The sequence below is a fragment of the Shewanella sp. DW31 genome, from assembly GCF_015767295.1.
GTDB lineage: Bacteria > Pseudomonadota > Gammaproteobacteria > Enterobacterales > Shewanellaceae > Shewanella > Shewanella oncorhynchi.
In genome coordinates this window covers 98,988-111,965 of record NZ_JADWMP020000019.1, presented here as the reverse complement: position 1 = coordinate 111,965, position 12,978 = coordinate 98,988, and the positions used below count along the sequence as shown (strand labels likewise).

At 46.5% G+C, this 12,978-nt stretch carries 12 protein-coding genes; 3 read left to right on the top strand and 9 right to left on the bottom strand.

The window, feature by feature from the left end:
* Nucleotides 1–534: 534 nt before the first annotated feature.
* From GWI56_RS15845 to GWI56_RS15830, 4 genes are all read right to left on the bottom strand, one after another.
* Nucleotides 535–1,365, bottom strand: a complete 831-nt coding sequence (locus GWI56_RS15845; RefSeq protein WP_198573449.1) for a hypothetical protein — start codon at nt 1,363–1,365, stop codon at nt 535–537.
* Between the two features lie 97 nt (nt 1,366–1,462).
* Nucleotides 1,463–2,176 carry a LysE family transporter gene (locus tag GWI56_RS15840; RefSeq protein ID WP_198573448.1) on the bottom strand — a complete coding sequence of 238 codons (714 nt, stop codon included), beginning with the start codon at nt 2,174–2,176 and terminating at the stop codon, nt 1,463–1,465.
* 138 nt (nt 2,177–2,314) lie between these two features.
* Nucleotides 2,315–3,157: an AraC family transcriptional regulator gene (locus GWI56_RS15835; RefSeq protein WP_198573447.1), complete on the bottom strand. Its 843-nt coding sequence runs from the start codon at nt 3,155–3,157 to the stop codon at nt 2,315–2,317.
* A 276-nt stretch (nt 3,158–3,433) separates the two neighbouring features.
* Nucleotides 3,434–5,464 (bottom strand): TonB-dependent receptor, encoded by a 2,031-nt coding sequence (locus tag GWI56_RS15830; protein WP_347339142.1) that lies wholly within the window; start codon nt 5,462–5,464, stop codon nt 3,434–3,436.
* A gap of 353 nt (nt 5,465–5,817) precedes the next feature.
* Between GWI56_RS15830 and GWI56_RS15825 the strand changes: the two genes are divergently transcribed.
* Nucleotides 5,818–6,633, top strand: a complete 816-nt coding sequence (locus GWI56_RS15825) for a hypothetical protein (protein WP_198573445.1) — start codon at nt 5,818–5,820, stop codon at nt 6,631–6,633.
* Between the two features lie 146 nt (nt 6,634–6,779).
* Here the strand turns inward: GWI56_RS15825 and GWI56_RS15820 are convergent, their stop codons facing one another.
* Together GWI56_RS15820 and GWI56_RS15815 are read right to left on the bottom strand one after the other, a co-directional pair.
* Nucleotides 6,780–7,742 carry a hypothetical protein gene (locus GWI56_RS15820; RefSeq protein ID WP_198573444.1) on the bottom strand — a complete coding sequence of 321 codons (963 nt, stop codon included), beginning with the start codon at nt 7,740–7,742 and terminating at the stop codon, nt 6,780–6,782.
* Between the two features lies 1 nt (nt 7,743).
* A complete protein-coding gene (locus GWI56_RS15815; protein WP_105251375.1) occupies nt 7,744–8,130 on the bottom strand; it encodes a PadR family transcriptional regulator in 387 nt (128 codons plus the stop codon).
* Between the two features lie 411 nt (nt 8,131–8,541).
* On the opposite strand from GWI56_RS15815, the gene GWI56_RS15810 reads away from it, so the two are divergent.
* Nucleotides 8,542–9,195 (top strand): excalibur calcium-binding domain-containing protein, encoded by a 654-nt coding sequence (locus tag GWI56_RS15810; protein WP_198573443.1) that lies wholly within the window; start codon nt 8,542–8,544, stop codon nt 9,193–9,195.
* Nucleotides 9,196–9,462: 267 nt separating this feature from the next.
* Nucleotides 9,463–9,810: a thioredoxin family protein gene (locus GWI56_RS15805; protein WP_198573442.1), complete on the top strand. Its 348-nt coding sequence runs from the start codon at nt 9,463–9,465 to the stop codon at nt 9,808–9,810.
* 19 nt (nt 9,811–9,829) lie between these two features.
* Here GWI56_RS15805 and GWI56_RS15800 read toward each other — a convergent pair whose 3' ends face one another.
* The 3 genes from GWI56_RS15800 to GWI56_RS15790 form a co-directional block, all read right to left on the bottom strand.
* Entirely contained in the window at nt 9,830–10,345 is a 516-nt protein-coding gene (locus GWI56_RS15800; RefSeq protein ID WP_198573441.1) for a NifB/NifX family molybdenum-iron cluster-binding protein, read from the bottom strand.
* Nucleotides 10,342–10,638: a DUF134 domain-containing protein gene (locus GWI56_RS15795; RefSeq protein ID WP_198573440.1), complete on the bottom strand. Its 297-nt coding sequence runs from the start codon at nt 10,636–10,638 to the stop codon at nt 10,342–10,344. The genes GWI56_RS15800 and GWI56_RS15795 overlap by 4 nt, the downstream gene beginning before the upstream one ends.
* Nucleotides 10,639–11,169: 531 nt before the next feature.
* Nucleotides 11,170–12,684, bottom strand: coding sequence for an ATP-binding cassette domain-containing protein (locus tag GWI56_RS15790; RefSeq protein ID WP_198573439.1), 1,515 nt, complete (start codon nt 12,682–12,684; stop codon nt 11,170–11,172).
* Nucleotides 12,685–12,978 lie beyond the last annotated feature (294 nt).

Below are 12,978 nucleotides of genomic sequence, written 5' to 3'. Positions count from 1 at the left end.
GGCCGGATATATGGGTGCAATGAACTCTTCTCAAAATCGCTATCGAATGTCTTGCAAACCGGATGGGTCCATATATGACCGACTAGCTTTCGCAGGTGCAGGGGCGAATGAACATCGGTGATTTTCACGCTTATGAGCGAGAGGCTAGGACTGCCGAACTGGAGGGCTTTACATGGATGTAAAGCGCATCCTTCGGAAGCGATAGCAAATTTGGCAATGAGCACAAGGAGCTTTCAACTCCGTTGGGGGAGTCTCGGAGCATCCAAGGGCGAAGGCCTACGGCCGCTTTGAGCGCGAGATAGGGATATCGAGCTGGCTATTTAACATGGACGTTTTTGATAGGACGAGCAGTCCTCCTTGGTCGGGTGTGGGGTGAAGCCCCACGACTTTGATTTTGATTAAAGCATTCAAACTACGAAACACACTTTGGGGCAATAGCTTCTAGCTAAAGGAAATCGTTAGGATTATTAAAGCAGCGACCATCACCATAGGGTCGCGGCTTTAAATCTCACTCATAGGGATATGGAAACAAGACTAGTCTGCTTTAATAACGGCTTGTGTCAGTATTTCTTGGTCATTCTTAAACACCACTAGCTCGCCTAGAGGACTATCGCTGCCGCCTAAGACGGTGACATAACAATAATACTGGTATGGGCCGCTGCGAAATTGGTATGAATGATTCCCTCCACTGCCATCAAAAACGAGTTTGCCTTTATTCAGCACTAAATCTGGCTTTTCACTCAATGCCTTACCCTTTGCCCATGCGGCATAGCGGTATTGGCTGTTCCCCATATCATCGACACGAATGGTAAACTTGGCGGTCTCCCAAGATAACGCTGGGCTGACAAACTCACTCACACTCGGATGTAATGCCGTTTGTTGCTTAGCAATAAGCTCTGCTTTCAGTTTTGCCTCTACCGGTGTTTGATAGTTAATGGCGATGATCTTGCCATCAAAATCCAGCCACACAACACCGCTACCGAGCATAATGCCGCGCCAGCCCATCGTCTGCCAATCGGCTTCAATCTTAGAATGGGCGATCTGCTCAAGCAGCTTAGGATCAAAAACCTGATCGAAACGTGCGATCATTTCCTGCGTATTTTGAATCGCTGGGATCGGATATTCACGTTTAAGCGGGTAAGCCACACGCTTAGCAAGCGCCTCAAGATCATTGGCCTTGGCGGCGTCGATAAGCCCCTGCACCAGAGGGATATATTCCTGTGGCATGGCTTCATCAGCGGCGTTTGCATTGATGCTTAAACCCATAACGCTGAATATTAACACCGCAGAAAAAGCGATATTCATCAGTTTAACTTGGCTGAAAACGGCTAATTTGCTTCCCTTGAGTCGTGAGGCGAATGGCATCTTTATCCCTTACTCCAAATGTCTCTGCTGAGACTAAAGGCCAAGAATACCATAAGTGCCTCAGACTAAAACCTAAGGTGATTTACACTGCACCTGACTAAGCGGTTAATAATAGGTTTGAGTAAATCGCCAAGGCTACTGACATAAAGATGACACCAATAACCGCATCGATAATCGGTGTTAGTCGCTGCAATTTAAGTTGCACCTGCGCCTTTGACAACATTACCGCTAAAAAGCCAAACCATGCCAATGACAAAGACAACAACAAAATAGCGGAAGCGATTTTAGTGCTCGTTGTAACACTTGGGGTAATCAAGGCCGAAAACAGGGTTAAGAAAAACACTAATGCTTTCGGATTCAATAGATTGGTATAAAGCCCAGTCAAAAAACCTTGCCTGCGTGACATAGCGCCACCTAAGCCACCAGCAACAGACGCCACGCCTTCAACGTCACCAGCGCTAATGACAGCATCATCATTTGTCCCTGCATGGACTCTGGCACTCATTTTACGTTTAGCGAGTATCGCAAGGCCGGCACGCAGGGCACCAAACCCCATCCAAGCGAGGTAAGAAGCGCCCACAATTTGCACTAAGAGATACAGAGTGTGCGAACTCTTAATGAGTAGACTCACACCGGTCAGACTCAAAATCGTATGAGCTAAAATGGCTATTGAAATCCCCACAGCGGCGGAAACCGCAGTGCTTCTGGACTGCTGAGTCGCAATCTTCACCATAATGGCAAAATCGGGTCCGGGACTGATTAAAGCAACGGCATGGATTACAGCCAAGGTGAGTAATAAAGATAAATCCATAGATATGCGGCTCCGCAAAAAAGGTTAATAACGATAACTGAGGCAGCCAGTATGGCAATTTGTCGCAGCGCTGAATTGTAATAAATTGCACTATTTCAGTGTTTTTTAAAATCAGCGGCAGTTGAAAGACGGGGGAAATTAGAGCATACGCCGCTGAAATTGCACTGGCGATAATAGGAATGCCTGCTTAAAAGCTTTGTTTAAATGACTTTGATCGAAAAATCCGAACTGCTGCGCCACATCCGCCACTAAAGCACCATGACTTAAGGACTTTTTCGCCAACTCTAAACGCACCCGCTTGAGATAAGCATGGGGAGTCATCCCTGTTGCCTGTTTAAATTGCCGTAAAAACTGAAACTTACTTAAATTCACTTCATTGGCTAAGGTTTCAAGTTGAGTATTATGCCAAGGCTCATCGTGAATTCGCTGTTTCACTAAGCTCACCTGCAACTTAGATAACCCCTGCGGTTGATTCGGTTTAGATAGGCAAGATGAAATACCGCTTGGGTAACGCTCCAGCAGCAGATGAATAAAATTCAGTAAGTGGGACTCACCCGCAAGCGCACTGCATTGGCCTTGAATTAATAGCTCGTGTAGTTGAATAAAATATTGATAAAGCGTCGGGTCATCCACCATAGGTGCGCTGAAAAAGTGCTCCTTCAAACCCAGTTCTTGGCTGACTTCATTCATATATTCCACGGGGATAGACATCACTTTCACCCGATAACCGTCGGCATCGCGGCTCTGACCATCGTGAGTTTCGTCGGGATTTAAGGTCGATAAACTATGCTGACCAAGCTGATAACTGCTGCCCTTATTCACAAACTGCTGCGCACCTTGAGTGACTACGCCTAAGTGGTAATCCAGATGCACATGTTTATCAAAACTGAAATGCGTAAATTCCGCCTGACTCAGTTCTATGTCTGATAAGCTAGGATGACGCCAATAATTAATGTTTTCAATGGGGGTTGCAGTACTCATAACTCGCGGCGATTACCTATAGCATCAGCTGTAAAACAGGGGGAAACTCAGATCGACTCGCCCTCATTCTAGCCTCCATTGTCAGCGCGGGAATAGTAAATTATTGCAGCCACATAGTTTGAAGCGATTTGGGCTTAGATTAGTGCTTAAATTAGCGCTTAAATGAGTGCCGTAGAAAAACAAAAGCGCCCAACTATCTGGACGCTTAATTGAGATACATTTTTGCTCGGCGACATACGTAATAACCTTCGATATCGCCTTAACCGATCAATATCACTAAAAATGATAACTCACGCTGACTCTCACCATTCGTGGCTCAACAGGATGATAATGCTGATCTTCAACCCCTTCGGCAGCTTCGCCGGGCAAACGAGAAGCATAAAAATAATCTATGTCGTGATCTTTACTATCAAACACATTGAGCAGCTCAAGCTTAGTATCGAAGCGGCGGAACTCGTATCCTAATGCGAGGTTAACTAATGTGGTCGCATCAGCCTTGTGATCATTAAAGCTGTCGAGCACCCGCTCGCCAAGGTGCCGCACACGTACACTCGAATACAGGCCATCGCCGTCGGGTCGATAGGTGATGCCCGCACTGGCAACAAAGGGAACCGCGCCATCGATATACTTGCCCTCTTCAAATTCATTTTCAGTAAATCTAGCGTTAGTCCACGCTAATTCCATATCGATACTGATTGCCTCATTCAGCCAGTAATAAGCCGTTAATTCAGCACCATAACGTTCAGATGCACGACTCGGCTCAGTGTTACCCGCATCGCCCACAAATACTAATTCTGAATCTAGTTGCAGATACCAGATCGCAGCAGAGAAATTAATAAAGTCCCTGTCATAGTATTTCACCCCAAATTCGCCGCCATTTGAGCGCACGAGCAGATCGACTTTTTCGACCTCATAGCCACTCACGGGGTCAACCTTAATCGTCGCACCGCGGGCATCGTTCGAATGTAGCCCCTGGCCTGCATTAACATATAACTCAAGATTATCGCTCCACAAATAAGAAACACCGGCTTTGAGGCTGAACATACCATCGGACGCATCGCCACTGTTAAGCGGATTATCACTGTCGACCTGCACATCAAAATAATCGTAACGCAGCCCAAGATTAAAACGCCATTGATCAGCTGGCAGCCACTCAACTTTGCCAAAGATGCCACTCGACAGCTCTTGCACTTCATCAAGCCTTACCGTATTCAGCCGTTGTCGCGCCTGAGTGTTATACAAACCCACTGCGCCAATATCGTCATAACGTACATCGCCGCCCACACTGTAATTCAGTTGAGTGCCACCGAGGTAAGTTTGCCAGTCGCGTTTCAGATCGCCGCCCCAAAGCGTACGCTCATCGACTTGCTCAAACTCATCGCCATTAACGGGGTCGTTTAAGAAGTAAGTAAAATTAGAGAATAAATTCATGGTCGAGCGAATGGCATACACATTTCCCTGCCAATCGCCCGCATCGTAATTGGCTGACACGCTATAGCGGCTTGAATCACCGCCGACGTCTTTATCTAACGATCCGTAAAAATCGATTAATCCAGAATCTACCGCACGGGCGGGGATCTGATCCGCCGAATTCCAGCTGTTGTCATAGGCCATCATAGTCACGCTCAAGTCACCCTCACCGAGCCGAGTTAAATAACGCCCCACCAAACTGACTTTACTCACATCCTCATCAATATCCGTCCACGGGCCATCATAGGCTTGTACTTCACCGCCAAGAATAAACCGCCCTATATCCGTGTTTAACTCCTGCGTCGCCACCAGCCGCTGGTAACCATATTCCCCCAAAGTCACACCTACTTGGTTATGGGGGAGTTGATCAGCCAGCAGCAATTGGGCGGCACCTGCGCCAGAAAAATCGGCCACCTCAGGATAATAAGCGCCTTTGGCATAACGGATCTCGCCTATAAGTTCAGGGATCAAAAAGTTAAGATCCGTATAACCCTGACCATGCCCATGGGTTCGCATATTCACAGGCATACCATCGACTCGAGTATTAAAGTCTGTGCCATGATCTAAATTAAAGCCGCGTAAGAAATACTGATTCGCCTTACCCGAACCACTGTGCTGAGTGACTATCATCCCAGGAACAAATTCGAGGATTTCGCCGGTTCGTAATAGGGGGCGACTCTCGATTTCTGCCGCGCCGACTATTCCCTCAGATGCCGAGGTGCTATGGCCTAAGGTGTTAATTTGCCTGCCGCGCACCTCAAGGCGTTCGATATTGTCCGTTGCCGCCTCTGCCACTACGGCACTCGATAAACAACAAAGAGGTAATAACCACGTCATTGATAACCAAAGCTTTGATAACCGCATTCCTGATAATCCCAGTCCCGATTTCATCCTTTCTTTCCTACTACAGGTGATAGACGGCAGGGATTTAACGCCTTATTTACAAGCAAAAAACCGATCAAGCTCAAACTCTGATGAATAAAAAACCACAAAATACAGGCAAATATCATTTCTATGTGCCGTATCGCACATTTTTAAACCCAAAAGGACAAAATGTCCGCCAGCAGATCACATTTCAACCGTGTGTTAGTGCGAAATCATGGAAATAAAATAATCTTGCTTGAATAAAAATGAACCCATTTATCAGGCTAGCTATACTCTAAATAACTCAACACTTTTAGAGACACGCTATGCAACGATGGAGCAATATGCACATTTGGAGTGTGTGGGTAGGCCTTTTCTTTTGTGTCTCGGTTCATGCAACCAGCAAATCAACAGCAGAAACCACAGCGATGATTGCTGATAAACCTATCATTACGATGGCGTTTTATGAGGACCCCAAACATAACTTCTACTTTAAATGGGCTGAACTGATTTACGCCCAAGCCTTTGAACGCTTAGGATATGACTTCTCGTATCAAGTGGTTCCCGCAGCCCGCGCCAGTATGATGGCGGACTCAGGTAAAGTGGATGGCGAGCCGGGGCGTGTATCTCATTATGGCGAAAAGTTTACCAACCTCATTCGAATTGAAGAACCGGTTATCGATACCCATTTAATTGCCTTCGCGCACAATCCCGAAATCAAAATACCTGACTGGCAAGCGCTGCAAAAGAGTCGATACAAGATCGAATACTATCGAGGCGTGTTCCTCGCAGAACAAAAGCTAAAGGGACTCATTCCTAAGGAGCGTCTGACTGAATCTTCGTCCCCCGCGAGCTCCTTTCGTAAAATGCTCCGCGACCGAATCGATATCTATATTGATACGGAGGCAAGCTCATTGGATCTATTACAAACGCCAGAGTTTCAAGGCAGCCAGATAATCGCGATTGCCACCCTAGAAGAACTCACCAGCTATGGTTACTTAAATAAACGTCACGCGGCACTCGCCGTTAATCTTGCTCGGGAGCTAAAACAGATGAAGCAAGAAGGTATATTTGACACCTACAAACAACAGGCCCAAAAATCGCTTAATAATGAAATGAATCATGGCGATACCCCAGAATAAATCAGCATCGACGGTAAAAGTCGTGGCTTACTTTCTCCACAGAAGATGGCACTAATGTAAAAAGCCTGTTCAATCATACTGAACAGGCCATGTATTCGATGAAAAAGTGAATAAAACTCACCTACAAAACCTAGGTTAAACCTTACTTATTTGCTTGCGAGTTTACGCCAACGCAACCCATCGCGAATCACCTCATAGCCAGGGAACATAGCGGCAATCACTAGAGTGTAACTTAGCCAATGTTCTAACTGTAATAACGTAAATTCCCCATTTAATTCAGCGTCTTGATTTTGTACTTGGTTTTGTAATAGTGGCGAACTAAAGGCCAGAAAGACTAAGAACAAGGCATAAGCAAGATTGATCCCCATATTCGCCAGTAACAATTCAGTAGTCCACACTCGGCGGCGTAGTTGCCAGAGACTATTCCCCATAGATAGCAAAATAATAGGGCTAAACCATTGCAGTAATTGCTGGGCATTGACGCTGAAAATCACAGTCCGCGCGGCTAATTGCTCGCTACTCATCCACACAGAACACCAGACCACAAGCAAGAGAAAAAGATATGTCGCCAGATCGGTAAACACATCGCTTAAACTAATATGCTGCCAATCAGGTCCAACCTTGGGCAAATTCTGCGGCTGCCATTTTTGACAATTGCTGCCGGACATAGATTTCCCCTGAGCCGAGAAACTCCAAAAGGCCAACAGGATAGCGGTAAAGGCAAGACAGGCATCGCCGATAAAACCTTTGGCAATATGGTGGATAAATCCTAATAGATCCCCCTCTGCAGAGCCCAACCATTGAGTCGTGCCGCCCACAACCTGCAGCACAAACAAGACCCCAAGCACAGTGAAAAGTGTATGTTTAAAAAGCGGAATGTCCTCAGAGGCAATAATAGGCACTGCCGGAACAAATTGCTGCGCGACCTTACAGGGATGACCCATTTGCTTTAATACCGCGACAATTTGCGCTTCAGTCAATTCACCTTGTTCAGATAGGGCATCCAATTGGTCGCAGATATTGGCTTTTAATTCACGGCCAATTTCCTGACGTTTGTTCTCGGGCAATTCTCGCTGCACCGCGGCGATATAGCGATCGACTAATTCCATATCAAATCTCCTCTGCACTCTCGTCTGAGCTTTTCATATCAGAGCCATTAGTGTCAGCGCTTTGCTCCAGTAAAAAAGCCAAGGCGCCATTAAGTTGCTGCCATTCATCGGTCAGTTGACTGAGCAACTCAGCCCCCAATGATGACAATTGGTAATAACGACGCTCACGCCCTTCGGCCTGTCGCCACTCACTATCCAACAATCCTTGATCGGCTAGGCGGCGCACTAAGGGATACAAAGTCCCTTCGTCAATATCGATACCGCCTTCCTGCAACTGTTTGCGGAGCGAATAACCGTAGTGGGCTTGTTTTAATAATCCCAGTACCGCCAACACTAATACCCCACGGCGCAACTCGAGTCGCATTTTGACTAGCTGTGAACTTGTCATTGTCGAATTCCTGTCCTTAACACTGTGTCACACACACTGTGTGCCACACAGCAAATACTATGTAGCACACAGTAATATTGCAAGTTTTTACGCACGTTTTTTGATCGATTTGTTTATTATTAATGCAATCTATTGTTTGTATTGAATTTACAAAAATGCCAACCGTTTCTGCTAAGTGCTCACATTTCCCCACCGCCATACACTCAAAGCGAATGAGTCACACATAAGCAAATTCAAGATAAAAAATTGCAAAACTTCCTATGCTTGAGTAACTTAGCTGCCAACATTGAATCGCTGACTCGTCAACCTAAGTACGGTTTGCTCCTTAAAAGAGATAAATAGGCACGACTCAAGTAAGTATTGATATTCAATAACTAAAAATATTAAGCCGTTAAATTAAGGACATAGAAAATGCTCATGGATAGAGGCGTACTGGTACGCTGGAACGATGAAAAGGGATTTGGCTTTATTCAGCCTGAAAAAAACGCAGCCCAAGATGTGTTTATTCACATTTCAGTGCTGAAAAAGATGGCGAGAAAACCCATAGTGGGCGACAGCATTCTGTTTCAAACGGAAGTGCAAAATGACGGCAAAAGAAAAGCGGTTATCGCCTCAATTGAAGGCGTCGCTGTCGTTGCAGCGAGTGCAACACCGCGCTCCCACTCTCATGTCCAATCACGCAATGAAAACTTCAACTTCAATAACAAAGATAAAGCGCATCACCATAACTCACGAAAATCGTCCTTTAATACGATAATCCCGCTGCTAATAATCGTGGCCATAGTTATCTTTGGCTTTAAACAATACCAAGAATTCAATGAAGCTCCTGCAATCGATGAAGTACCTGTCCTCACGAATGAAGACACTCAGCCAATGCCCATGTATGAAACTAAAGCGCGAACACAAGCAACGGCAACACCAAGTTTCCAATGTGAAGCGGGTAAAACCCATTGCAGCCACATGAGTTCCTGTGCTGAGGCGACTTTCTACATCCAAAATTGCCCCAATACTCAAATGGATGGTAACGGTGATGGCATTCCCTGCGAGCGTCAGTGGTGCAGTTAGCGATGCGACATATGTAAAGTCACGCGGGTAACCTTAAGCCTGAGCAGGTAGTAAAATGATAAATAATCTAAAACAATGGCGAGATAGCCTGACAGACATACAGCAAATCGGAGTGATTGCTGCCTGTATCGGGCTTCTCATGCTTGGCTTATTCTACCTTGGTCAATTTATCGGTAGTAGCGTGGTAAAAATGGGCTGGCTTTAACCCTAGAAATACGCAAACTAGCCCATGAATTCATACCCATAGCAACTTCAAAATGGTAACGCATGCACACCGATATCATCACGCACATTGATTCACCTGAGATGCTTGAGTCCATGTTAACCGAGCATGCGGCGGTGCTGTTGTTATTTGGCGCGCCAAACTGCGGTGTGTGCCAAACGCTCAAACCAAGAATTGCAGAGATGTTGGCGCAAGAGTTCCCGCTGATGCGGATGGCCTATATTGATTGCCAAGCCCAAGGTGAGATAGCGGTGAGCCGCAATGTATTTGCCTTGCCGGTGGTGGAATGTGTGTTTTATGGCAAAACCTTTGGACGGTTTTCCAAGGTGTTTTCGTTAGCGGATATTCGAGGGGCGCTTGCCCGCCCCTACGCTTTAACTGTGGCGGAATAATCCAAATTAGACAGTGAGATTATTTGTTTACCAGCGGTCTAAACCCAGCGTAATGCACTGACTTATCGAGCTTAACCTGTACTGCTGGCGTGCTTATAAGACGTGTTGAACCAGGTGCTGCTTTAGCTTTACCACTGCAACCGCAGCCGTCACCTGTAGAATGACAACATCCACCCTTGGCTGCATATTTGAGTGAAGCGCGGCCTTGGGATGCATCCGTCAATCTAAGATTAAGATCCGCCGTTTGTGCAAGTAAAGTCGCCACTGTTTGACTCGCACTACCTTTGCTCACACTAATCCCCGCATCGAGCAACTTTCCTAACATGCGCTCACCGATATTCTGCACAAGTACAATGTCGGTGCCTTGTTGAATAATCAGCTCTAATAAGGCTTTTTTAGCACTACAGTCACCCTCAATTGCCGGGTTATCGACCAGCTTAATCAGCTGAAACTGTTCATTATAAAAGCCAATTTGTAGGGCTTTAGTAAAGTGACTGGCGAGGCGTTCGCGGCTCATCGGCATGGCAATAATCATGATAAATCCTTGTCTGTTTGGGTTGGCAGCCTCAAGGCTTGACCTTGAGTGATAGCCGTCGCCACCTTTCTACGGGCATTGGCGAGAAGGTATCCAAAGGTTTGCCGAGAGATCCCCATCAAGGCCGCGGCTTCGATCTGGCTTAATCTTTTGACGTCACCCAGTTTGAGGGCCTCAAACTCATCGGCCTCTAATTGAATATGAGTTAATTTAACCGCAGGGATCCCATTAGGCTTAAATAGGCTACAGGGCACACAGCTCGATAATTGACGGCATTTTTTGGGTCTTGTCATATATGTGTTTATCTTTAAGTCGTCTTATATGTCTTGAAATCGTGTTTTAGGTCTTAGTGCACATCTTCGGTACTACGAGTGACACTCGGGCTCATCTCGCTAAGGGAGTCCATAGTTCTGGATTCTCAAGCGTGATAACTGACTTGATGAATAAGTTCAGTGGATGAACCATAAAACTGTCACGAGTTTCTGGCCTAGGCCAGAAACTATTATTCGCGCCAACGACATTCAAAACTGTAAGACGGCTCACAGTTACCTATATCAAGCATGACTAATTAACAGAACTGCTGTCTGGCGAATGGGGGATTAAACACTAGGGCGATGCCATCATTATCGATATGTGGTACATCTCAGTTTTCACTGGAATACGAAAATCTTTCGCGCCACAGGTATATTGCCATTAAGCGTGACTAACACACTCAATGGCTAGCGCCCAGTAAGGTCAATCTTAACCTGCATTAGGGTGCCGAGAGATAATGACAAACTCTGCAAACAAATAAGCAGCCGTTAAGCTGTTGCGATAGGTGGCATTTACTGATTTAAACGGGTTAAATCCTCAGACTCACAGTAGTTCACCTGTACCGAATAGCCGTCATCTTGCTTGATAAAATCGACAAAGTTTTTAATCGCAGGTAAGGCATCTTCCCTATGGTGCGACACGTACAGCAATTGGCTCAGATGATGCTCGGCTATCATCTCCAGCGCCCGCATCACTAAGGTGCGATTGATAAAATCTAAGCCCTGATACGACTCATCTAAAATCAGCAACAGTGGCTGTTTAATCAAGGCGCGACCTATCAGCAGTAACCGCTGCTGACCATAATCGAGCTTCTTAAAGCTGGTGCTCGCCAGCCCTGTCATGTGCAAAATCGCCAACCATTCCTTCGCCAAATCTAGCTGAGGCTTAGTGGGTTTATGGTACAGGCCAATAGAGTCAAAAAAGCCCGAAAGCAGCACATCTAATGCCGAGCAACTGACGCGATATTGCAAGTGCAGCGCCGACGATACTATGCCAATCCGTTGTTTAATCTGCCAAATACTCTCGCCGCTTCCGCGAGGTCGGCCAAAGAGCGTGATGTCATTGCTATAACATTGGGGATGGTCGCCTAAAATCAGCCCCAGCAAAGTGCTTTTACCGCAGCCATTTGGGCCACGAACTTGCCAATGTTGCCCTGCTTCGATGCGCCAATTCACGCCGCTGAAAATCAGCCCACTGACATATTCCACTTTGCCATTTTTAATCTCGACCAGAGGATCAAACGCCTCGGCGTTGTGCCTTTGCCGCTCCATCAAGGCCAAGAGTTCATCGCTACGCTGCGCCGATAACGCATTCAACTGTGCCATCACAGGATGATTGTGCCATTGCTCAATCGACATCGACGGGCTGAGTTTGTGCACACTCTGCCCCGATTTGAGCATCTCACCATTAAACAGCGCTACATGACTGATGCACCGCGGCAATTCTTCTTGGCGAGAGGTAATGATCAGCAACTGGCTATGCTCGGCCACTTCACTCAGCAGCTCAGATAAACTCGCCTGATGTTCAGCATCGAGCCCAGCATAAGGGTCATCTAAAATCAGCAATTGCGGTAACATTGCCAGTGCACGTGCCAGCATGACTCTGCGCGTTTCGCCCGTGGATAATTGCCGAAAACCGCGCCGACGCAGCGGCTCAAGCCCAACCTTTTGTAATAGTGGCGCGAGTTGTGCTGCATCTTGGCAGCATTCCAACACTAAGGATTCGACACTCGAACCGTAATCCAGCTCGTCTTTTTCTAATTCGCGCTCCAGCAACGCTTGCTGCAACCCAAGTGACACCCAGCCGATACGTTGCGGCAGGCCAGCAATCGTCCCTTCATCGGGCAGAATATCACCCGTTAATATTCGCCCGAGCAAGGAACCACAATAGCTGTCGGTCGCGAAAATCGCCCAATGTTCAGCAGGGTTCAGTTGCCACTCATCGACGACTAACACCTCATTATCACGCCCGTATCGCAACTGTTTAACCACAATACTTTTGTCTTGGTTCGCGACAACATCAAGCATAACCACAGTTCCTTTCTATTTTTAAGGGATGATAAAAGCCAGCGATTACCCAATCGCATTGCGCCATGATATCTAAGGCAATCATATCTAGAGCCGCAAAATCTTAGAGTCATGATATCTAGAGCCATAATATTCAATGCAACGGCTCACGATGCACGACAGTCGCTCAGGTTTTATCGGCAGATTTTGGGGAATACGTCACCAGAGTAAAGCTTATTGGGAATAAAATCTAATGCGCTTAATGGCATAGGTAAAGCGTGGCAACATCCAACGGGTACACATGTGTGAGGCAAC

Excerpts from the sequence above, each read along its gene's own strand:
- GWI56_RS15800 (WP_198573441.1), bottom strand. The coding sequence starts at position 10,345 with ATGATTATTGCCATGCCGATGAGCCGCGAACGCCTCGCCAGTCACTTT.
- GWI56_RS15825 (WP_198573445.1), top strand. The coding sequence starts at position 5,818 with ATGCAACGATGGAGCAATATGCACATTTGGAGTGTGTGGGTAGGCCTT.
- GWI56_RS15805 (WP_198573442.1), top strand. The coding sequence starts at position 9,463 with ATGCACACCGATATCATCACGCACATTGATTCACCTGAGATGCTTGAG.
- GWI56_RS15830 (WP_347339142.1), bottom strand. The coding sequence starts at position 5,464 with ATGACGTGGTTATTACCTCTTTGTTGTTTATCGAGTGCCGTAGTGGCA.
- GWI56_RS15795 (WP_198573440.1), bottom strand. The coding sequence starts at position 10,638 with ATGACAAGACCCAAAAAATGCCGTCAATTATCGAGCTGTGTGCCCTGT.
- GWI56_RS15840 (WP_198573448.1), bottom strand. The coding sequence starts at position 2,176 with ATGGATTTATCTTTATTACTCACCTTGGCTGTAATCCATGCCGTTGCT.
- GWI56_RS15815 (WP_105251375.1), bottom strand. The coding sequence starts at position 8,130 with ATGACAAGTTCACAGCTAGTCAAAATGCGACTCGAGTTGCGCCGTGGG.
- GWI56_RS15820 (WP_198573444.1), bottom strand. The coding sequence starts at position 7,742 with ATGGAATTAGTCGATCGCTATATCGCCGCGGTGCAGCGAGAATTGCCC.
- GWI56_RS15810 (WP_198573443.1), top strand. The coding sequence starts at position 8,542 with ATGCTCATGGATAGAGGCGTACTGGTACGCTGGAACGATGAAAAGGGA.
- GWI56_RS15835 (WP_198573447.1), bottom strand. The coding sequence starts at position 3,157 with ATGAGTACTGCAACCCCCATTGAAAACATTAATTATTGGCGTCATCCT.
- GWI56_RS15790 (WP_198573439.1), bottom strand. The coding sequence starts at position 12,684 with ATGCTTGATGTTGTCGCGAACCAAGACAAAAGTATTGTGGTTAAACAG.
- GWI56_RS15845 (WP_198573449.1), bottom strand. The coding sequence starts at position 1,365 with ATGCCATTCGCCTCACGACTCAAGGGAAGCAAATTAGCCGTTTTCAGC.